At 38.0% G+C, this 22,255-nt stretch carries 16 protein-coding genes; all 16 read left to right on the top strand.

The features are described 5' to 3' along the window. Window positions 1–8 precede the first annotated feature (8 nt). Window positions 9–1,895, top strand: a complete 1,887-nt coding sequence (locus WC623_RS05835) for a redoxin family protein (RefSeq protein ID WP_372848875.1) — start codon at window positions 9–11, stop codon at window positions 1,893–1,895. 154 nt (window positions 1,896–2,049) lie between these two features. After that, window positions 2,050–3,324: a nucleotide sugar dehydrogenase gene (locus tag WC623_RS05840; RefSeq protein WP_372848877.1), complete on the top strand. Its 1,275-nt coding sequence runs from the start codon at window positions 2,050–2,052 to the stop codon at window positions 3,322–3,324. A gap of 56 nt (window positions 3,325–3,380) precedes the next feature. Then, window positions 3,381–4,517 carry a GDP-mannose 4,6-dehydratase gene (gene gmd, locus WC623_RS05845; protein ID WP_372848879.1) on the top strand — a complete coding sequence of 379 codons (1,137 nt, stop codon included), beginning with the start codon at window positions 3,381–3,383 and terminating at the stop codon, window positions 4,515–4,517. Window positions 4,518–4,526: 9 nt separating this feature from the next. Next, window positions 4,527–5,351, top strand: coding sequence for a formyltetrahydrofolate deformylase (gene purU, locus WC623_RS05850; RefSeq protein ID WP_372848881.1), 825 nt, complete (start codon window positions 4,527–4,529; stop codon window positions 5,349–5,351). Window positions 5,352–5,532: 181 nt separating this feature from the next. Next, window positions 5,533–6,129: a Crp/Fnr family transcriptional regulator gene (locus WC623_RS05855; protein ID WP_372848883.1), complete on the top strand. Its 597-nt coding sequence runs from the start codon at window positions 5,533–5,535 to the stop codon at window positions 6,127–6,129. Window positions 6,130–6,252: 123 nt separating this feature from the next. After that, entirely contained in the window at window positions 6,253–6,996 is a 744-nt protein-coding gene (gene ric, locus WC623_RS05860) for an iron-sulfur cluster repair di-iron protein (RefSeq protein ID WP_372848885.1), read from the top strand. A 216-nt stretch (window positions 6,997–7,212) separates the two neighbouring features. Continuing rightward, a complete protein-coding gene (locus WC623_RS05865) occupies window positions 7,213–9,552 on the top strand; it encodes a serine aminopeptidase domain-containing protein (protein ID WP_372848887.1) in 2,340 nt (779 codons plus the stop codon). A gap of 164 nt (window positions 9,553–9,716) precedes the next feature. Further along, window positions 9,717–10,064: a hypothetical protein gene (locus WC623_RS05870; protein ID WP_372848889.1), complete on the top strand. Its 348-nt coding sequence runs from the start codon at window positions 9,717–9,719 to the stop codon at window positions 10,062–10,064. A 6-nt stretch (window positions 10,065–10,070) separates the two neighbouring features. Beyond that, on the top strand, window positions 10,071–10,415 hold the full coding sequence (locus WC623_RS05875) for a hypothetical protein (protein WP_372848891.1): 345 nt from the start codon (window positions 10,071–10,073) through the stop codon (window positions 10,413–10,415). Between the two features lie 136 nt (window positions 10,416–10,551). Then, window positions 10,552–11,676: an SGNH/GDSL hydrolase family protein gene (locus WC623_RS05880; RefSeq protein ID WP_372848893.1), complete on the top strand. Its 1,125-nt coding sequence runs from the start codon at window positions 10,552–10,554 to the stop codon at window positions 11,674–11,676. A gap of 6 nt (window positions 11,677–11,682) precedes the next feature. Next, on the top strand, window positions 11,683–12,249 hold the full coding sequence (locus tag WC623_RS05885) for an RNA polymerase sigma factor (RefSeq protein WP_372848895.1): 567 nt from the start codon (window positions 11,683–11,685) through the stop codon (window positions 12,247–12,249). A gap of 76 nt (window positions 12,250–12,325) precedes the next feature. Beyond that, window positions 12,326–13,459 (top strand): FecR family protein, encoded by a 1,134-nt coding sequence (locus WC623_RS05890; RefSeq protein ID WP_372848898.1) that lies wholly within the window; start codon window positions 12,326–12,328, stop codon window positions 13,457–13,459. Window positions 13,460–13,659: 200 nt separating this feature from the next. Beyond that, window positions 13,660–17,082, top strand: a complete 3,423-nt coding sequence (locus tag WC623_RS05895) for a TonB-dependent receptor (protein WP_372848900.1) — start codon at window positions 13,660–13,662, stop codon at window positions 17,080–17,082. A gap of 17 nt (window positions 17,083–17,099) precedes the next feature. Then, a complete protein-coding gene (locus tag WC623_RS05900) occupies window positions 17,100–18,989 on the top strand; it encodes a RagB/SusD family nutrient uptake outer membrane protein (RefSeq protein ID WP_372848902.1) in 1,890 nt (629 codons plus the stop codon). Window positions 18,990–19,009: 20 nt separating this feature from the next. Then, the gene (locus WC623_RS05905; RefSeq protein WP_372848904.1) at window positions 19,010–19,975 is read left to right on the top strand and encodes a DUF5017 domain-containing protein; all 966 of its coding nucleotides are present in this window, start codon (window positions 19,010–19,012) and stop codon (window positions 19,973–19,975) included. A 13-nt stretch (window positions 19,976–19,988) separates the two neighbouring features. Continuing rightward, window positions 19,989–22,214, top strand: coding sequence for an alginate lyase family protein (locus tag WC623_RS05910; protein WP_372848906.1), 2,226 nt, complete (start codon window positions 19,989–19,991; stop codon window positions 22,212–22,214). Window positions 22,215–22,255 lie beyond the last annotated feature (41 nt).

Consider the following 22,255-nt stretch of genomic DNA (forward strand, 5'->3'; position numbering starts at 1 on the left):
AAATGCTAATGAGCTGCCTTCTTGTACTTGCAATTTTGCAAGTACAAGGACAGGTGGTACAAATTACCCCCGAGAGGCCGCAACGCGGAGAAAAGGTGACGATCACCTATCATCCCGGCGTCGCGGGAGCTGCAATCGGCAAAGATGCCAGCAGCATCATCGTCAACTTTACCTATTCGACTTTTTACGATCAGCCCTGGAAGCTAGCGATGACCAAACAGGGCGACAAATGGATCGCGTCTTTTGTTTTACAGCGTTACGCTACCTTTGCTTCCTTTTATCTGCAGAGCGCTGAAATCATTGATAAGCCTGTGGCCGATCGGCACTATACAATTGCAGTATATAATGGTAATAAGCGGGTAAGAGATGGGTTTTTACATGAATCCTATAGCCTTGGGGTTCAGATTCCCAAATCGCCGAAATTGCCTGCCTTGCAGCTGGCATTACTAAAAAAAGAGCTGACCAACTATCCCAATAATTACGAAGCTAAAGTACGTGAGCAAAGCGTGTTGATGACTCTGGCTAAAACGCCTGAGGAAAAGATGAAACATCGCCTGGAGGCCAGAAAAATCATCGCCGCAAAGTTTGAGGAAAACCCCACCTTCGGTGGTAACCTCAATAAAGTGACCATGGGCTATCTGATTATTGGAGAAAATTACAGGCTAGACTCTATCCGTAAGGTTGTTTCTAAACGTTTCCCCGAATCAGATCTGGCAAAAGACTATCTGATCTCTGCTATTTCCAAAGAGACGGATGAAACCAAAAAAGTAGCCCAACTCGAAGCATTACTAAAAAAAGGTAGGGAATCAGGTGAAAATTCGACAGAAATCCACCGGATGCTTTTTGAGCATTATGCCAAACTCAAAAACGAGGCGAAAGCCGTTTATCATGCCCGTAAAAGCATTGGGGCGCCAGAGCCCTATACACCTCAGAAATTAAAAACGATTGCTGAAAAATTGACAGCGCAAAGGCTCGCCGCCGATACCGTGCTTGCTTATGCCGAAGCATCTTTAAAGATTGCTGATCAGTGGCCGGTAGGTGTCATCAGGTATTTTCCCGAGTACGGTCATATTTTACCTTTTGTGGCCGATAGTGTGCGGATTAAGACGGTTACTGAAGCAAAATCAAGTCTTAATGCCATCATAGCCCTAAATAAGTTTTATCTGGGAAATAAAGACGAAGCGATAAAGCTTGCAGTTAAAGCTGAAGGCAATGGTGCAAATAAAGAGAGCTTGATGAATGTAGCCCAAGTTTACGAACTAGCGGGGAAACCTGAAAAAGCTTTTGATGCCATTTGGATGGTGTTATTAAAAGATCCTTCGGATACTGTTGCAATCAGATCAGCGAAAACTAATTTTCTAAAGTTCAATTCTTCTGAAACAGAATTCAATGCAAAACTCAAAAAGCTGGAAGGATTAAAGCTAGCTCAGCTAAAAGCATCCCTGACAAAACAGATGATGAATAAGCCTGGGCCTGGATTAAATCAGTTAACCGATCTTAAAGGGAAAGCTGTGACAGCAGAAATGATGAAAGGTAAAGTTGTTATTCTTGATTTCTGGGCAACCTGGTGCGTGCCTTGTATGCAGGAAATGCCTTATTTGCAAAAAGTATATGACAAGTATAAAAATAACCCAAAGGTCATGTTTATGGTTGTGAACAGTGGTGCGCGAAACACCATCAAGGATGCCATTGGCTGGGAAGCTAAAAACCCTCAGTATACTTTTCCTCTTTACTTTAACAATGATCCTGATATAGGAGAGAAAATTGGTTTTACACTAATCCCTACAATAGCGGTGATTGATCAAAAAGGACTCATGCAATTCAGGACAATAGGTTTCGAAGGAGCAGAGTTGGAACATAAGCTCGCTGCACAGATTGATATTCTATTAGAATAAAGCAATAAATCATTTAAATAAAATGCCCTGTGTCAAATTTTGCAGTGCCCCCAAAAAGTTAGACACTTTATGGGGGCATTTTGTTTTACTTAGAATTTTTAATCTCATAAAAACCCACCTATACTGAATTAAATTATTTCGTAAGTTTGCAGCCATGTCAGCAGCAAAAAAGCCACACATCGCAATCATCGGTTTAGGTTACGTCGGATTACCACTAGCCATCGAATTTGCTAAACAATATCAGGTTCTTGGTTTCGATATCAATGAAACAAGAATAAATGAACTTTCTAAAAATGAAGACATCACAAGGGAAGCTGACTTAGATGCTCTGCAAGGGGTACTCGGCAAAGGACTTGCACTTTCTGCTGAGACAAAATCTTTAAGTGATTGTAATGTTTATATTGTAACGGTTCCAACACCTATAGACGAATTTAAAGCACCTGATTTGAGACCGCTTTTGGGTGCTACAAAAATGCTCGCTCCATTCCTATCAAAAGGGGATATTGTAATATATGAATCAACCGTATATCCAGGTTGTACCGAAGAAGATTGCGTGCCCGTTTTAGAAAAATATTCAGGCTTAAAGTATAACGTAGACTTTTACTGTGGATACTCTCCCGAAAGGATCAATCCTGGAGATAAAGTTAATACCTTAACGAAAATCATGAAGGTTACCTCAGGCTCAACACCTGAAGTGGCTGATTGGATTGATGCATTATATTCTAGTATCATCACTGCAGGGACTCATAAAGCACCAAGCATAAAAGTCGCGGAGGCATCAAAAGCCATAGAAAATGCACAACGAGATGTAAACATTTCCTTTGTAAATGAGTTGGCATTGATTTTCGATAAAATGGGAATTGACACTTCCGATGTAATTGCTGCGGCCGGAACAAAATGGAACTTCTTAAAATATAAACCGGGATTAGTAGGAGGACACTGTATCGGTGTCGATCCGTATTACCTGGCTCATAAATCTAATGCTTTGGGTTACTCTCCGCAGGTTATCTTATCTGGAAGGATGGTAAATGAAAATATGGGTATTTTTGTTGCCAGCAAGGTAGTAAAAATGTTAATTGCAAAGGGTTCTTTGATTAAAGACCAGAAAGCATTGATATTAGGAGTAGCTTTTAAAGAAAACTGCCCAGATATAAGAAATACAAAGGTTGTAGATATTTATAAAGAACTTCGCCAATATGGAATGGATGTAGATGTTTATGATCCATGGGCTGTTGCTAGTGAAGTTAAAGAAGAGTATGGTATTACCTTAGAGGAGAAAATTATGGATATCGATTACAAGGCAATTATCATCGCAGTAGCACATGATGAATTCTTAAATCTGGATTATGCAAAGTATAAAGAAAGAGGTGCGATTATCTTTGATACTAAATCATTTATAGATCGCAGATTTGCTGATGCAAGGCTCTAGAAAAAAATAAATAATTCCGTATGTTTACGCCAACAATTTAAAAAAAAATAATATTGATGAAGGTAGCTTTAATAACAGGTGTTACAGGACAAGATGGTGCATATTTAGCAGAGTTTTTGCTTAAAAAAGGGTATTTTGTACATGGTTTAAAAAGAAGAGCCTCGTCATTCAATACCGATAGGGTAGATCATTTGTATCAGGATCAACACGAAAATGGTGTAAACTTTAAATTGCACTATGGTGATCTAACTGATTCAACCAATCTAATCCGTATCATCCAGGAAACTCAACCCGACGAAATTTATAACCTTGCAGCAATGAGCCATGTGCACGTAAGTTTCGAAATGCCAGAATACACAGCAAATGCAGATGGTATAGGTACTTTAAGGTTGCTGGAAGCCATCCGCATATTAGGGATGGAGAAAAAGACTAAAATCTATCAGGCTTCAACTTCAGAATTGTATGGATTAGTACAGGCTGTTCCACAAAGTGAAACAACACCTTTCTATCCTCGTTCTCCTTATGCAGCAGCTAAAATGTATGCATACTGGATAACTGTTAACTATAGAGAAGCTTATAAGATGTATGCTTGTAACGGAATATTGTTCAACCATGAAAGTCCGCTTAGAGGTGAAACATTCGTAACACGTAAAATTACCCGTGCAGCCTGTAAAATAGCACTTGGCTTGCAAAACTGCCTATATCTAGGTAATCTTTCTGCACAAAGAGATTGGGGACATGCTAAAGACTATATCGAAGCAATGTGGTTGATTCTACAGCAAGAACAAGCCGAGGATTACGTAATTGCAACAGGGGTAACGACAACAGTGAGAGATTTCGTAAAAATGAGTTTCGCAGAATTGGGAATTGAAGTTGAGTTTAGTGGGAAAGATGAGCATGAGCGCGGTGTTATCATTGATGTAGACCAGCAAATGGTTGTCAAACTTGGTCTCAACGATACTTATCTAAAACCTGGAACTGTAGTGGTACAGGTTGATGAAAAGTATTTCCGCCCTACAGAAGTAGATTTATTGTTAGGTGATCCTACAAAAGCTAAAACAAAACTAGGCTGGAAACCTAGATACGATCTTCCATTATTAGTTCAGGATATGATTCAGTCAGATTTGCACCTGATGAAGAAAGATGAATACCTGAAAGAAGGAGGCTTCAAAACCCTTAATTATTTCGAATAGGGAGCAAGCATGATTGTTATCATCCAATGTAAGGACCGTGTTGGTCTGGTTGCAGATATTTCCAGGATCTTATCAGAAGCAGAGTTAAATATTGTTTCTATGCGCGAGCATGTGGATAAGGCAGAAAGTCGTTTCTTTATGCGTCTGGAAGTTGATGGCACAGCAGAAGAGTTACAACTGAAAGATCAGATGGAACAGATCTTACCAGAAGGTGCTCTTATACATGTTAACCCAGTTCCAGATAAGAAGATTGTGGTAATGGTTACAAAAGAATACCATTGCCTGGCAGATATATTGGTACGAAATAACTTTGGGACACTCGGTGCAACTGTTCTTAGTGTAATCGGTAATCATTCGATCTTGCAACAGATTTGCGACCGGTTTGGTATTCCTTTCTTTTTGATTCCTTATCATGATGATAAAGAAATCTCTGAGCAGGAAATTATCAGAAAAATCAATTCCTATAATCCCGACTATGTCGTTCTTGCAAAGTTTATGCGAATTTTATCACCAGCTTTTGTAAAGAACTTTTCCCATAGAATCATCAATATTCACCATTCATTTTTACCGGCTTTTGCAGGTGCAAGCCCTTATAAACAAGCATTTGAAAGAGGTGTAAAGCTGATTGGCGCAACAGCGCATTTTGTAACAGATGATCTGGATGAAGGTCCAATAATAGCACAGCAGATCATTCCGGTAAATCACTCTTATACAGCCGCTGATATGGTGAAATCAGGTAAAGAAATTGAAACAGCTGTACTTGCCAAAGCATTAAGACTAGTATTTAATGATAGGGTGTTTGTTTATAAAAACAAAACGGTTGTCTTTGAGTAATCAGCTGTTTCGGCTGATGCTTATTCCACTTTGCTGGGCTTAAAGAAAGTAGGTTTTATATAATGCAAGAAAATATATAGGGACACAAAACCAAAGCTGTTAGCCTCTAAAAATCAGTAAGAGGAGGACATTAGCTTCAAAGTAATATGTTATTTGGATAGGCATTTGTATCTTAACAGGTATGATTGATGAAAAACTTTTGATTCAGTTTGGGGCTAGGCTTGCAACCTTTAACAAAGGTGAAATCTTATTTAGTCAAGGTGATACACCAAGATATTACTTCCAGATCCTTAATGGTGAAGTGAAGATGAATAACTTCAACGATGAAGGAAAGGAGTTCGTTCAAGGATTTTTCACTACAGGGGAGAGTTTTGGAGAGCCACCTCTTTTTCTGAAAGATACTTATCCCGCAAATGCAGAAGCTATTGTAAATTCGCAGATTTATCTTTTATCAAGAGATAAATTTATGGACTTGCTAATGGCTAATCCGCAAATTCACCTCTGCATGACTACCAATCTAGCCCGTAGACTCTATTACAAATCTATTATGGCATCAGAAATTTCATCTCAGGAACCTGAGCACCGTGTTTTAAAACTCATTGATTATTTTAGAACTAAAATAAATAAGACACCAATAAACACCAAGTATAAGGTCGAAATTACCCGGCAACAAATAGCTGATCTAACCGGACTAAGAGTCGAAACAGTTATTCGTGCTATAAAAGCATTAGAAAAGAAAGGCGAATTAACGATCATTAATCGCAAAGTATACAGATAAACAGCATGTAAAAATCATATTTATAATCGATGTTCTTTATGATTACAGTCATAAAAAATAGGTTTATAGTACAGTAACTTTGATATCAATTAACAAAATCAGTTATCATTAAAATAACCAAAAATGGATAATTTAATAAATATCAAGGAAGAAACTGTCGGTGAAATCGTAACCCAGGATTATAGGAAAGCACAGGTATTTAAAAGTTTTAATATCGACTTCTGCTGTGGGGGTAAAAAGACCATCACTGAAGTTTGTGAAAGTAAAGGTATAGAGGTTAATGCACTTAAAAAAGCACTTGAAGAAGTAGCCGATAGGGTGGACAGTATAGGAAATGATTATCAAAAATGGGATATAGGATTTTTGACAGATTACATCATCAATACTCATCATCAATATGTAAAAGACAATACTCAGTTTATCATGGAACTGGCTAATAAAGTGGCAAAGGTTCATGGTAGCCAACATCCTGAACTGATAAGAGTCGCACAGATTTTTACGCAAGTAGCAATGGAGCTGATTTCACATCTAAACAAAGAAGAGAAAATGCTTTTTCCTTTTATAAAGGAATTGGCTACTGTTCAGCGTAACGGAGGTGCTTTATCTACAAGTGCATTTGGTAAAGTGGCTAATCCTATTCGAATGATGGAATTAGAACATGAAGAGGCTGGAGAGGCATTGAAAATTATCCGTGAGATTACAGCTAATTTTACCCTTCCGGCAGATGCATGTAACTCATACACCATTCTTTATAAAAAATTAGATGAATTTGAAAATGATTTGCATAAACATGTGCACCTCGAGAATAATATCTTATTTCCTAAATCAATTTTAACTGAAGAGGAGTTACAAGCTTCAGGAGTTTAATTTTATAATACCTCAAAATGACCAATTGAGGATTTAAACACAGCTCAATTACTGAGATAGTCAGATGTAATTGAGCTGTTATGCACATAGTCTATTTTCTCACAGTTTAAATATTTTGATTGGATTAGTTTTTTTAATAATTTCGGGTACGTACCCAAATTGTTCTAACCTATTGTGGTTTGCCTGATTTGAGGGCGCTAACCAAACCTAAACTGTATGATCAAAGCTATTGGATTATTTTTTTGCATTGCTTTCTGTATGTCTGGAAATATTTTGGCCCAGAATGCCATGGAAAGACAACAGCAATATCTGAAGGATATTTTGGAGATTAATCTCCCTCAGCGCTTTAAGGAGAATACAAGACGCGTTAATTTAAAAGATAGTACCTGGCAGGAATGGTTAACAAGAACAAAGGAACTACCTCCAGATTTTTCTAAAATGCGTTCTTCTCCAATGCTGCCAGATCCATTAATCCAGTATAAGTATGGCAAGGAAGTGGAGATCAAAACAAAGGAAGAATGGGAAGAAAAGAGAGAATGGATTAAAAAAGAATATCAACACTGGATATCTGGACAATTTCCTCCTGCTCCAAAGAGTGTAAAAGCCGAGATACTTTCAGAGCGGACAGAAGGTGAGACTTTGATACAACGAATCAGACTTAAATTCGGACCTCAGGATAAAGCTGTCATGAATATTGAATTGATGATTCCTAAAGCAAAAGGTGTATTGCCGGTATACATGACACAATGGACCCATAGGGGATGGGCACAACTGGCCGTCAGAAGAGGATACATTGCTTGTGTATACGCTGCTGCGGATTCAAAGGATGATACTGAAGCTTATCAGGCACTTTATCCTGATTACGATTTTAGTATGTTAATGAGAAGAGCATGGGGGGCTTCCAGGGTTGTCGATTATTTGCTGACAAGAAAAGAGGTTAATAAAAAACAGATTGCAGTTTCAGGACATTCGCGGAATGGGAAACAATCATTATGGGCAGCTGCGTTTGATGAAAGAATTGCTGCTGCAATATCAAATAGTTCAAGCACAGGAGGGGATGCTCCCTGGCGTTTTAGCGACCCTCAATATGTAAGTGAGACCCTGGATTATGTCACGGCACTAAACGGTCATTGGTTTCATCCACGCCTGCGGTTTTTTTCAGGTAGAGAAGATAAGTTACCTGTAGATCAGAATCTGTTAGGTGCTTTAATAGCGCCAAGGGGGCTGCTCTATCATTACTCTATAGTAGAACGAGGCCTCAATCCCTGGGCCAATGAACAAAATTATTATTCGGTAAAGAAAGTTTACGACTTTTTGAATGCTCCAAATAGTATAGGGGTGTTGACTAGAATGGGCGAACATGCAGTGGCTGCAAGGGATGTCGAAAAAACTATAGATTTTCTCGATATTCAGTTTAAACGAAATAACCTAATATGGCATAATCAGTTGTATTATACTTATAGTTATGCTGACTGGCAAAAACAACATCCTGCAGATCAGAAATTGGCAATCAGTATATCTCCTATTAAGTTAAAAGGGGCTTATTCAGACACAGTTACTTTTTCTAGAGACAGGAAAAAAATAATAGCAAATCTTAAATGGATTCTTGGAGATGAACCAACTGGTGTGAAGGCAGCAAATGTGGCTGTAGCGGATCCGTCAAGACGCGACTGGATCGATAAAACCATTGGCAGACCGGAAGTTAATGGTGCTAAGGAGATTTATCTAGGCCCATATACTGCTATAGGAGATCATGTTGCTGGTATATTATATTGTCCGGCAGATAAGTCGGGAAAGATCAGTACTGAAAAGGGCAAGATACCAGTGGTGATCTATTTACATCAGTATGCTCATTCAACCGGGTACGCCAAAGGGTATGGAAAAAATGGTGGGATGGCTAATAAATTGCTATTCCAGGAAATGGTGAAAAAAGGTTTTGCAGTACTGGCTATTGATATGTTTGGTTTCGGAACAAGAATAGATGAGGCCACAAACTTTTATACCAGGTTTCCGCAATGGTCTAAAATGGGGAAAATGATCAGTGATGTGAAAGGATGTATCGACGCTTTGGAAAGCCTTGATTATATAGACCATAATGGTATTTATTTATTGGGAAATACAATTGGTGGTAGTGTAGCATTAATGACTACCGCTCTAGATGATCGTGTCGCAGGACTAGCAATTGTTGCTGCCTTCTCGCCTTGGAGAACTTCAAGTAAGCAATATGAAAGCTTAAAGAACTACTCGCACCTGCATGGCTTTATGCCAAGATTAGGGCTGTTTGCTGAAAGACCAGAGCGGGTGCCAGTCGATTTTGCTGAAATTATAGCGGCAGTAGCACCTAAACCTATAATGATTATTGCTCCCAACCTGGATAGATATGCTGATATCCCAGCGGTGAAAAAAGACATACAGTCTGCATCTGTAATCTATAACTTGTACAATAAAAAAGATAATCTGATAGCAAAATATCCGAATGAAATAAATAGATTATCAGATGGAATGAATGTTGAGCTCGCAAACTTCTACGAAAATTTGTATGAAAAGGGCAGATGATGTGAATGTATTGGGATTTATGATGGAAATATATTGTAAATGTTATTATTGAAAAAATAATATTTGGATTTAATATATATGTTCTCTATTTTAGGGTACGTACACGATAAGTGTTTTCCACTATTGTGTAAGATGAACCAAATTTTAACCTAAAAAAATTAATCATGAAAAAAATTTTATTGACTGCAATGGTGTTATTTGCATTAAATTTTGCGGCAGATGCTCAGGAAAAAAAACGTACTAACATTAAATATTACGATGTTGAATTATTGGATGAAATAGGAGCAACAGCTGAGCAGAAAGCAAAAATTGCTGATTTGGTTAAAGAGTTTAAACCAAAATTTGATGAAGTAAATAATGATGCATCTTTAAGTCCAGAGGATAAGAAGGCTAAACTCAAAGCCGTTTCAGGGGATAGGGGCAAAATCTATTATCAAATCTTAAATGCAGAGCAGAAGGCCAAATTAATAGAGATGAAAAAAGAAATAGAAAAAAATAAAGCAAACAAATAATTCATCATGAAGAGGGTTTTATTAATGACTATGGTGCTGCTGGCATTGAACTTTGCTACAAGCGCACAGGAGAAGAAGCCAGCTGTCCTTAAATACTATGATACTGAATTGCTGGATGAAATAGGGGCAACAGCAGACCAAAAGGCAAAAATTGTGGCCTTAGTTAAAGAATTCCAACCTCAACTTATTGAAGTTAATAAAGATGCATCTTTAACTGCAGATGAGAAAAAGGCCAAATTAAAAGTGCTTTATGGCGAGAGGGCTGTTAAGTATTTTAAAATTTTGACAGAGGAGCAGAAAGCTAAATTGAAAGTAATGCAGGCCGAAATGAATAAAAATAATACCAAATAATAACTGCTTATAAGCTGTATCGAAACCAGGATACAGCTTATTTTTTTTACCCAATATGCTCATTTTAGTCATATTGTCAATCTTAACACCAGTTGATGAAGGTAGACACCAATTGGAAATATTATCAAAGCTTATCATGAGAATCCAAAAAATAATAGCGTTTGCGGTTGTATGTCTTTTTGCCATGCCGGTGTTTGCCCAAACTTCAAATGTAAAAATGAAATGGTGGAACCCTTCTAAAAATGAATTTCCGGTCTTAGAAGGACAAGGTTGGAGTAAGGGATTGCAAAATTTCTATGATAGAATTCCAGTTAGAGCAGAAAATGCTTTGAGAAAACCAGTGTGGAGCCTTTCCAGAAATTCTGCCGGTTTAAAATTTCGCTTTAAAACAAAGGCCAGACAAATTGTGGTCAGATACATAGTTGAAAAGAAAAATTTTGCAATGCTTCACTTCCCTGCTACAGGTGTCAGTGGTGTCGATCTATATTCCCCAAATAATGATGGAAGCTGGGCCTGGGCAAATGGGAAGTATAAATTTGGTGATACCATAACCTATACTTTTAGCAATTTAGATCTTGATACTAAGAAATATAAGGATGGGAGGGAATACCACCTTTATCTGCCTTTATACAACAATGTGTCCTGGTTAGAGGTTGGAGTTGCTGAAAATGCAGATTTCTTACCCTTAGCCCCTCGTAAAGAGAAGCCGGTAATAGTCTACGGAACATCTATAGCCCAGGGAGGATGTGCTTCACGTCCTGGTATGGCATGGACAGCTATTCTGGAAAGAAAACTTGGAATTCCTATGATCAATCTGGGCTTTTCGGGTAATGGACAGTTAGAGAAAGAATTGATTGATTTAATTGCCGAGATTGATGCCAGTGTTTTTGTGTTAGATTGCTTACCAAACCTGGGTGGATTTAAACCTGAGGAAGTAAGTAAAAGGATATTGGCATCGGTTAATACATTGAGAAAAAAGCATCCTAAAACACCTATAATCCTTACTGATAATGCTGGGTTTATAGAAAATAGAATGGATGCAGCAGTCCGTAGAACTGTTACGACTTCCAACCAAACCTCTGCTGCGGCATACCAACAGCTTGTGAAAGCTGGGATAAAAGATATTTATCAATTGTCCACTCAGGAAATAGGATTAGGCACAGATGGTACCGTTGATGGTTCACACCCGACTGATTTGGGAATGTTAAGGTATGCAACGGCATACGAGACATTAATAAAAAAGATATTAGGCACTAAATAATTTAAAATGTCTAAGTACCATGACTTAAGCAATTCTGAACTAATATCACTTCTAAGAAATGATGATAAGGAAGCATTTGCAGAGATCTACAATCGGTACAAAAGTATTCTGCAGCATCATGTTTATAAAAAACTAGGCAATTTTGAAGAGGTTAAAGATGTGCTTCAGGAGCTTTTTACTCAGCTGTGGACAAAAAGAAATGAGCTTCCGGAAACAATAAATCTTTCTGGTTACTTATATGTTGCTGTGCGTAATAAGGCATTTAATATCATTGCTCATCGTAATGTCTCTTCCAGGTATATAGAGTCTCTTCAGGAATTTATAAATGAAGCCAATTATGTCACTGATCTCCAAATCAGAGAGAAGGAATTTTCGGAGATGATTGATCAGGAAATCAATGCATTACCAATAAAAATGCAAATGGTCTTTAAGCTGAGTCGAAAAGGGTACCTGTCTCATAAAGAAATCGCAGAACAATTAGAGATCTCAGAACAAACCGTATCTAAGCAAATTACAAATGCGCTTAAAATCCTAAAAGTAAAGTTGAATATCTTTTTCTTCTTCTTTTTTTGAATTATTTTTCATTTCATCTACCTGTTGGCCTGGTAGCTAGCTGTCTTAGTATAAATAGGGAAAACATTCTATTATTATGCAAGATTCAGAGGCTAAAGAATTATTAAAAAAATATTGCGCAGGTATTTGTTCTGAAGAAGAAATAGCTATCCTTGAAACCTGGTATGTCAGACAAAACATGTCTTTGCCTGAGATTTCTGAAATAGAAAAAGAAAAGCAACTGGACGAAGTCTGGAATAGTTTGCCAATTCATTCAAAAAAACACTTAATCAGTAAGCTATGGCCAAGGATCGCTGCGGCTGGTATGATCATTCTTGCCTTAAGTACAGGATTATTGTTTTACTTTTTTAAAAAGACACCTCAAAAAGATCAAAGCAATTATGCCCAGGAGATTAAACCGGGTGGAGATAAAGCGGTACTTACACTTGCTGATGGAAGTAAAATTAATCTTTCAGATGTAACACATGGACAGCTTGCTGAACAATCAGGAATCAGCATTTCAAAAACAGCTGATGGGCAGTTGATCTATAAGGTTGTTGAAGTTGCGGGCGGAGCAAAGTCGAGCAAGAAAATGGAATACAATACGATTGAAACTCCTTTAGGTGGGCAATATCAGGTTTATCTCCCTGATGGAACAAAGGTTTGGCTCAATGCAGCTTCAAGATTACGCTATCCTGTTAAGTTTATTGGGGATGAACGTAGGGTGGAGCTGAAAGGGGAAGGCTATTTCGAAGTCGCAAAAATAAAGAATAAAACATTTAAGGTATTTAGTGCAGAACAAACTATTGAAGTTTTAGGGACACATTTTAATGTAATGGCCTATCCTGATGAAAAGGTAATAAAAACAAGCTTAATTGAGGGCTCTGTTAAAGTTAGTAATGCTAAATATTCAAAATTATTAACCCCTGGTGAACAATCAGTGGTATATAATAGTGATGAAATCGAGGTAAATGAAGAGGTTGATCTGGAGGATGTCATAGCCTGGAAAAATGGTTATTTTAAATTCAACGAAAATTTGGAGAGCATTATGAATAAGATCTCCAGATGGTATAATGTGGATGTTGTGTATGAGTTAAAACCCGATGCAGACCTGGTTTTTGCTGGTAAAATTTCAAGAACCAGAGATATTGATGCGATATTAAAAATTATGGAATATACCGGAAAGGTACATTTTAAAGTAGAGGGGAGGGTGGTAACAGTTACAAGATAATTTTACTGGCAGAGGCATAAAAAACCAGAAGTGCGTAGGAACACCTCTGGCTATAAATTGAGTCTTTTGCCTTATTGACAAGGATAAATATTAAGCAATCAACATTTTAAACCCAAACCCAACAAATCAAATGTATGGAATTTTACACTCAATTTAAGCGTCACGGTTCTGTTTCCGCTTTAACAAAATTAATACAGGTTATGAGATTGATTTTTTTCTTTTTAACTATAATGATTTCACAGGTTAGTGCAAGCAGCTTTGCACAAAAAATAACCATGAATGTTAAAAATGAATCTATGGAGAAGGTGTTCAATACCATTCGGGTTCAAAGTGGCTATGACTTCTTCTATGACCTAAAACTCATAAAAAGTACGAAGCCGGTAACCATAAATATTAAAGGAGCTTCGATAGAGGAAATTCTTAATATATGTTTTAAAGACCAGCCACTCATCTATAAAATAGAAGATAAGGCTGTAATGATTCGTGAAAGGAATAAACCGGCGGCTATTCAAGCCGTCGTTAAAAATATAGTGGGAGTAATCATCAATAGTGAAACAAAAGAACCCTTATCTGGAGTAAGCATAAAAAATAAAACTACAAACAAAGTAGTAGTTTCAGGAGACATTGGGAGGTATAGTATTTCAGCAAATCCTGAAGACATATTGATATTCTCTTATTTAGGCTATGCTCCCCAATCTTTTAAAGTCGGTGTCCGAACTACTATTAATGTTGCTTTAAAACCGATACAGACTGACTTAGACGAAGTATTGGTTGTTGGGTACGGAACAGTTAAACGTGGTGATCTTACTGGAGCAGTAGGTTCTGTAAGTATAAAGGACATAGCAAATGCGCCAGTTCAATCTTTTGAGCAGGCCTTGGCGGGTAGAGTAGCAGGAGTGAATGTAACTTCAAATGAAGACCAGCCGGGATCTGGGATGAATATTGTAATACGTGGAGCAGGCTCATTAACACAAAGTACTGCCCCACTATATGTAATTGATGGATTCCCGATTGAAGATTTTGATGCGAAATCACTAAACCCTGATGATGTTGAATCCATTAACGTTTTAAAGGATGCTTCATCGACGGCAATTTATGGAGCCAGAGGTGCAAATGGTGTTATCGTAGTACAAACCAAGCAAGGTAACGAAGGCATGCCGACAATTTCTTATAGCGGACGAGTAGGGATTGCGCAAGCCAATAAAAGAATGGAAATGATGAATCCTTTTGAGTTTGTTAAATATGAATTGGAAAGGTCACCTTCTATCGCTACTCAGGTCTTTTTCAGGGATATTTTTGATGTAGATGGAATTGCTACAGTCAGTGATCTGGAACGTTATAGAGGCATTAAAGGTGTAAATTGGCAGGATAAAATATTGCAAAATGGGAGCACAAATATTCATAGTCTGGCTTTAAGAGGAGGTACAAAACAAACTCGTTATGCTGTATCAGGCTCTATATTTAATCAAGGTGGTAGTATTATCAATTCCGGATCTAAACGGTATCAAGGTAAAGTGGCTTTGATACAAACAGTAAATTCAAAATTAAGGGCCGGAATTGATGTTAATTATAGCCATAATATGAACTATGGTTTGATTTCATCTACAGGGGCTGCGAGTGCTGCAAGTAGCTCTCTTTTCTATTCGGCATGGGGCTATCGACCGGTTAAAGGTATTGGACCGGTAGATGAAGAAGATTGGGATATTGAAGATGATTTATACGACTCTAGTATAGACCAAACAGCAGATTATAGAATCAATCCAATGCTGTCTGTAGAAAACGAACTCAGAGAACGGTATACAACTAACTTTCGTACAAATGCATGGTTTACATATAATCTTATGAAAGACCTGGAGATAAAAATACAGGGAGGAATAGATAATGTATTGGACAAGAGTAAGATTTTTTACAATTCTAAAACTCATCGTGGTACTCCTGATCGCCCAGGAAATACAGCCGGTGTAAATGGAGGTGTCAACTATTCAGAAAGGGGAGTGTATTCAAATGAAAATACCATTACCTGGAAAAAGATCTTGAATAAGAAAAACCGTTTTGATGTGATGGGAGGATTTAGTTTACAATCTATAACTGGAGAAGGGTTTGGATTAAGTGCCCAGAATTTGCCTAATGAACAATTGGGTGTATGGGGATTAAATGAAGGAATTCCACGTCCAAATTCTTCCAGATACATCTTGTCAACTATGACATCTGTATTTGGTCGTGTCAATTATTCTTATGATAGTAAATATCTGGCGACCCTAACGTACCGTGCAGATGGTTCTTCAAAATTTTTAAAGAAATGGGGGTATTTTCCTTCAGCTGCTTTAGCATGGAGAATGAGTCGGGAATCTTTTATGAAGGATATCAAGTTCATTTCAGACGCAAAATTAAGAGCAAGTATTGGAGTGACGGGTAACAATAGGGTTGGCGACTTTAGCTATGACCCCGCCTTAGGAATGCCATTTGATGGCTCTTATTCTTTTAATAATGCAACTCCTATTCCTGGTATCCGTCAGACTAATATGGGTAATAAAGACCTGAAATGGGAGCCGACAACACAAGCAGATTTGGGGATAGATTTAGGTTTTTTAAAGAATAAAATTGAATTAACAGTAGACGTATACCGAAAAACGACTTCCGATCTATTGTTAAATGCAAATGTTCCTTATGTAACTGGGTTTTCAACTGCATATAAGAATATAGGGAAGCTTCAAAATGAAGGCTTAGAGATCACTTTGCAAACAATTAATGTTAAAAATAAGAAATTCAGCTGGACCAGTAGTTTTAACATCAGTTTCAACAGGAACAAGATCCTGGCACTAACAAAAGATGAGCAGTTTATGCTTTCATCTGTTGCCTTTGATAATTTATATACAGACTTCCCATATATAGCACGTGTTGGTGAATCAGCCGCTACTTTTTTTGGGATGATCTGGGAAGGGGTATATGGTTATGAAGATTTTGATGTTGCCCCAGATGGGAAATACATTTTAAAACCCGGATTGCCTACAAATAATCCTGATGTTACAATAAAGCCTAGACCAGGGGATATCAAGTATCGCGATGTCAACAGTGATGGTGTAATTAATGGCAATGACCGCGTAAATATTGGTAGAACTGCACCAATACATACCGGAGGTTTTTCAAACACATTCGCATATAAAGGAATCGATCTTAACGTATTTCTCCAATGGTCTTATGGGAATGATATCCTGAATGTGAACAAAGCTTTTTTTGAAGGAAATCAGTCGAGCAGAATATTATTGAATCAATTTGCTTCCTATCAAGATCGGTGGACAGAAGAAAATACCTCCAGTAAAATTTTTAGGGTCAATGGCGGAGGGCCAGCAGGAGTTTATTCCACACGATTAATAGAGGATGGTTCTTTTCTCAGGCTAAAAACAGTTGCTCTAGGTTATACTCTTCCAAAGAGATTGACCTCAAAAGCAAAGATAAGTACAGTGCGTTTATCTGCATCCGGGCAAAATCTATTCACATGGACAAAATACTCGGGGATGGATCCAGAGGTTTCAGTTCGTCATAGTATCCTTACTCCGGGGCTCGATTGGTCATCCTATCCACGTATGAGGACATTTGTTTTTGGTGCACAGGTAACGTTTTAATATTAAAATCAACGAATATGAAATATATATTTAAATCTATTGTACTTATTGTAGTCTTTGCATTAGGTGGTTGTAAAAGCTTTCTTGATACAGAGCCTAAAGATTTTCTATCCAAACAGAATTACTATACTACAGAAGACCATTTAAACAGAGCTCTGATTTCTGTTTATGATATTTTGGGGAGTAATAATACTTATGGCTCAAATATGTTAGGCCGGATGGGGCTGGATGCTGATCAGGCATTTTATGGAAGAAATGAAAAAACTGGAGTTTCTGTGTACGAAACGGCTGCTACTGATCCATTGGTGACTGCATTTTGGCAAGCCATGTATGATGGTATCAATCGTGCAAATGTGCTATTGGAGAACGTCAGCCGACCTACAATGAACGAAGGTAAGAGAAATACGATAATTGGAGAAGCCAAGTTTTTAAGGGCTTATTATTACTTTTTATTGGTGACTAATTTTGGCGATGTTCCTCTAAAAATAAAAACCAACGATTCGCCGACCGAAACGAATTTCCCTCGTGTTTCTAAAAGAGAGATTTATGATTTTATCATTAAAGAAATGACCGAAGCCGAAGCTATGGTTAGTACTGCAGGTAAAGTTGGCTTTGGTGGTAAAATATCTAAGTCGGCCGTTAGAGGAATCCTGGCCAGGGTTTGTCTACACATGGCCGGTCATCCTGTTAATGATGTGTCTAAATATGCAGAGGCTCGTAAATGGGCCAAAATGGTAATGGATCCTGATCCTGCTGATGGTTATGTCCATGCTTTGAATCCCAGTTACAAGCAAATTTTTATCAATTATGCCCAGGATCTATATGATATGAAAGAAAGTATCTGGGAGGTTGAATTCTGGGGTTTTGCAGATGGTACATATTCCGAGTCTAAACGGGTGGGCAGTAACAATGGCATCAGGGCACATCACACAGATAATGCAACAAACGATTTGATTGGATATGCTTATGGCTATATACAAACTACAGCCAGTCACTTTATGCTTTATGGTTCGGAAAGCAAAACCATTGGATCGGTAGTTTTAGAATATTCTAATGATCTAAGAAGAGACTGGACTATAGCACCTTTTTACTATGGCGCTGCACATAATGGAGCAAAAGTTTATCCGCCAGCCACAGTTGCAGATATGTACCGCAGATTAAGCGGAAAATGGAGAAGGGAGTATGAACTGATTAAACCTAAATCAAAAAATGATACTCCTCAGAACTATCCTTTATTACGTTTTTCTGATGTGCTGCTGATGTTTGCAGAGGCAGATAATATGGTTAATGAAGGACCAACACCTGAAGCAGTAGAAGCGCTGAATAAAGTAAGAAGAAGAGGATATGGGAAAAATCTGAAGGCAGAATTGGTGAGAAATATAGTAATTACTAATCAAGGTACAGGCTATCCAGCTACAACTACAGTCGCTATTACGGGTGGAGGTGGAACAGGGGCTACTGCAACCGCAACAGTAGTTGGTGGTAAGATCACAGATATTTCCATCACTGATGAGGGCTCTGGTTATACTTCTGCACCGATAGTTACCATTACAGGTACTGGTGGTAAAAGTGCTACTGCAACTGCTGTTATTAGCCAGATTGCAGCTACAAAAGCAGATTTTACCATTGCTGAGATTGGCACCAAAGCAGATTTTCTCAAATTGTTACAAGATGAACGTACCAGAGAACTGGCATTTGAGAATTTAAGAAAGAGTGACCTGGTACGTTGGGGGATATTCTATCAGAATATGCAAAATGAAGCCCAGGATATGGTAACAGGTGCTGCCAGCACATGGTCAGTACATAGCCGCTATTTTACAAATGTTCGGCAGAAAGATGAGGTATGGCCAATACCTGCAAGGGAGATAGGTTTAAATCAGGGTTTAGTGCAAAATCCAGGGTGGTAATATTTACTAAAAACATTTCGATGAAATTACATATATATTTAGCACTGCTCTTAACGGTATCCTTAGGAGCATGCAGTAAAAAAGAAGAACTGCCTGAGCTAAGCTTTGATGTGAGTGTAGAATCTGCAACCGTTAAAGTTAATGAGCCTGTAAAGTTTAAATTTTCAGGAGATCCGGGAACGATATCCTTCTTCTCAGGAGAAGCTGGTAGCGACTATCGTTTCAGACAAGAGCCTCGGATAGATAATATTACTGAAGTGACGCTTTCTTTTCAAACACACGACCAGGAGGCTACTGCCCCATCATTGCCTGTTGCTTCTCCAGCTACTTTTAAGGTGATGTTCTCTACAAATTTTGATGGGGTTTATGAATATGATCATGTCAATAATGCTACTTGGCAAGACATCAGCAGTAGATTTATCATCGCTCAACCTCGCGCCTGGGGAAGTAATTTAGGTTGGTTTGAATCAGGGGTGGTTAATATTTCTGATTTAAAGCTACCTGGAAAGCCTTTTTATATTGCATTTAAATTTGACTCTCCAACTGGACCAGCTGTTGCCAGTACGAGGTGGAGGATGTCTTCTTTTAAGTTGGATTTATTAACCGCTTCAGGAGTTCGCTCAAATCTGGGGACCTACTCAAATACTAAGTTTAAATTGGTTTCGCGCGATAACCCGATCACTTCCCGTTCAGATGGATGGTCAGCTTCAATCATGATTTTTAATCCAATAGCTCCCGCAAATGGAACGCCTCAAAAACCGACTATAGATGAATGGGGAATCAGTCCGGCATACTTTGCTGACGATATTAATCTCGGGACTGATTACGCCACAGCAATTAAGGGCTATGGCAATCCTACAGTTAATGATTTCAGCTATACATTTGCCAAAGATGGGATTTATAAGGTAGTTTTTATTGCTGCCAATACAAATTTATATGCCAGTCAGCAGATTGTTAAAGAAGTTGAAATTAAAGTAGAGCCTTAAATAGATTTCTTGAATGAATTATATAGAAAAAAAACATTTAGTAAGGTTACTAACCTTATTGCTAACGAGCATTATGCTTTCCAGTTTTACCAAAGTATCCGCCTTGATAAAGATGGAAAAGCCCTTGTATGATTACCCTGTTTTTTCCTTAAGCCAGGAAGACTTCTACAGTCAGTTTGATTATAAAATATCCGGTTTAAGCAAGGTAAAGTCTGCGGTCGAAAAGAAAGATTTTTCAAAAGCAGCCAAGGAGCTCCATGCTTATTTCATTAAGCACAAAAGCTATGCACAAAAGGTATATAGCATATCAGAGTTAAGGTCCGATGGTATAAAACAAAAAGAAGCAGAACGCTTATTGGAGCGGACTTATTCATATCAGGGTGCCACCCATACTTTCAGTAATGGAATTGATTGGTTATACAATCCAACTGCCAAAGGGGGGAAGGATGTAAATCCGGAATGGGTTGTAAATACGGTTAGATTTAGAGTCCTACCTGAAATTGTCTCTGCTTATAGAAAAACCAATGATGAACGCTTTGCTGCAGAAGCCATTTATCTAATGCGGGATTTTATAGAGAAATTCCCGGTTCCTTTAAATGAAAAACAAGATAGTCGCATTCCGGTAGAAATAGACTGGCTCGTCTATAGTAAGTTATCAGTATCAGCCAGGCTTAACGCGACCATTCTAGGCTTATTTTCGGTGATGGAATCTCCTTCTTTAAGTAGTAAAGACTTTGTAACCATTCTTCAGGGAATAAACAATCATTTGTTGAGGATGGAAAAATATCCTTATCTGGGCTATCATAATATGGGTGTTGTAGATGCACAAGTATTACAAAAAGCATCTTTAGCAATTCCTGAACTAAAAAAATCTACAGAATGGGCCAAATGGGCACTAGAAAGAGGATTAGATCAGATGGAGCATGTCGTTTATCCGGACGGAGTGGAAAAGGAATTATGTCCAAGGTATCATCAAGGGGTAATGGGTAGCTTTGCACAATTCATGGCTGTATCTCAATCTGCCGGAATTTCTGCACCTGACGCATTTACCGGGAAACTGAAAAGTATGGGAGAGTTTTTGGTTAAGATTTCCAGGCCAGATGGCACTATTCCAGCTTTCAATGAAATGGTACAATCGCATGGCGATAGTAAGGATATCCGTAAAAAAATCAGGGGGATCTCCAGAGCTATAAATGATAATGGTGTTTTAAATTGGTTTGGTAGCAGCGGGACAAGTGGGACTAAACCCCCTTATAATTCTGTAGCGCTAAATTGGGCTGGTTATTATGTCATGCGGTCTGGTTGGGGTAAAAATGATAACTATATGGTAATAAAAGCAGGGCCATATGGTGCTGCTCATCAACAGGAAGATAAACTGAGCTTTGAGCTGTTTGCCAATGGTGAACTATTTTTAATAGATCCAGGATTTTATATATACAATAGAAAGAGCCCATGGAGAAAGTACTATCAATCTTCTTTGGCACATAATACCGTCATTCCAGATGGATTAAGCCAGTATCGTTATGGACAACGGATTTTATATGAAAATAATAAACCAAATGATGCTATCTGGGTAAGTAATGATAAATCTGATTTTCTAAGTGCCACTTACAAAAATGGTTATGCAGATTATCGTTATATCGGTGAAAAGAACCCAGATCCTCTGGTTAAAATCAGTCATCAAAGAGATATTTTATTTATTAAACCAGGGGTATGGCTGGTGTTAGACTGGCTGGATCCTGAAGATACAAAGGAGCATTTGTACGAGTCCCTATTTCAAAGTGAATTTGAATACCAGGTTAGTAAGGATAACCTGGTATTAACGGGTAAAAAATCTAATCTTCAAATACTTCCGGTGCCGACTAAAGGAAATGGCTTGCAGGCAAGTGCGGCGAGTGGACAAACCGAGCCTTTAAGAAGAGGTTGGATTTATAAAGTAGAGCAAGAGAAAAACACTCCAATATCTACAGGAGTTATCCACCAGAAATCGAAAGGGAAAACTGTCCAGGCTTATTTTATAATCCCAGGAGAAAAGAATGCTTCTGTTGCGCACCAGGTTAAAATGATACCTGTTGATGGAGGGATAGGAGCAAAGCTGATTGGTCCTAATGGGTTATCTCTATCATTTATCGCACAGCAGCAAGCTGGCAAAGTAATTTCAGGTGCTGACTTAACGACCTCGGGAAGAATAAAAGTTAGGATGAAAAGCACAGGTGATGAAATTGAGATAGTAAAATAAAACAAATACGATGTCATTGTTGTAATCATATCAGCGCTTTT

The organism is Pedobacter sp. (genome assembly GCF_041645105.1).
In the GTDB taxonomy this organism is placed as follows: domain Bacteria; phylum Bacteroidota; class Bacteroidia; order Sphingobacteriales; family Sphingobacteriaceae; genus Pedobacter.

What these genes read in the sequence shown, in the direction of transcription:
- WC623_RS05890 (WP_372848898.1), top strand. Translation starts at nt 12,326, where the DNA reads ATGCAAGATTCAGAGGCTAAAGAATTATTAAAAAAATATTGCGCAGGT.
- WC623_RS05910 (WP_372848906.1), top strand. Translation starts at nt 19,989, where the DNA reads ATGAATTATATAGAAAAAAAACATTTAGTAAGGTTACTAACCTTATTG.
- WC623_RS05895 (WP_372848900.1), top strand. Translation starts at nt 13,660, where the DNA reads ATGAGATTGATTTTTTTCTTTTTAACTATAATGATTTCACAGGTTAGT.
- WC623_RS05900 (WP_372848902.1), top strand. Translation starts at nt 17,100, where the DNA reads ATGAAATATATATTTAAATCTATTGTACTTATTGTAGTCTTTGCATTA.
- WC623_RS05875 (WP_372848891.1), top strand. Translation starts at nt 10,071, where the DNA reads ATGAAGAGGGTTTTATTAATGACTATGGTGCTGCTGGCATTGAACTTT.
- WC623_RS05885 (WP_372848895.1), top strand. Translation starts at nt 11,683, where the DNA reads ATGTCTAAGTACCATGACTTAAGCAATTCTGAACTAATATCACTTCTA.
- ric (WP_372848885.1), top strand. Translation starts at nt 6,253, where the DNA reads ATGGATAATTTAATAAATATCAAGGAAGAAACTGTCGGTGAAATCGTA.
- WC623_RS05840 (WP_372848877.1), top strand. Translation starts at nt 2,050, where the DNA reads ATGTCAGCAGCAAAAAAGCCACACATCGCAATCATCGGTTTAGGTTAC.
- WC623_RS05835 (WP_372848875.1), top strand. Translation starts at nt 9, where the DNA reads ATGAGCTGCCTTCTTGTACTTGCAATTTTGCAAGTACAAGGACAGGTG.
- WC623_RS05870 (WP_372848889.1), top strand. Translation starts at nt 9,717, where the DNA reads ATGAAAAAAATTTTATTGACTGCAATGGTGTTATTTGCATTAAATTTT.
- gmd (WP_372848879.1), top strand. Translation starts at nt 3,381, where the DNA reads ATGAAGGTAGCTTTAATAACAGGTGTTACAGGACAAGATGGTGCATAT.
- WC623_RS05855 (WP_372848883.1), top strand. Translation starts at nt 5,533, where the DNA reads ATGATTGATGAAAAACTTTTGATTCAGTTTGGGGCTAGGCTTGCAACC.
- purU (WP_372848881.1), top strand. Translation starts at nt 4,527, where the DNA reads ATGATTGTTATCATCCAATGTAAGGACCGTGTTGGTCTGGTTGCAGAT.
- WC623_RS05865 (WP_372848887.1), top strand. Translation starts at nt 7,213, where the DNA reads ATGATCAAAGCTATTGGATTATTTTTTTGCATTGCTTTCTGTATGTCT.
- WC623_RS05905 (WP_372848904.1), top strand. Translation starts at nt 19,010, where the DNA reads ATGAAATTACATATATATTTAGCACTGCTCTTAACGGTATCCTTAGGA.
- WC623_RS05880 (WP_372848893.1), top strand. Translation starts at nt 10,552, where the DNA reads ATGAGAATCCAAAAAATAATAGCGTTTGCGGTTGTATGTCTTTTTGCC.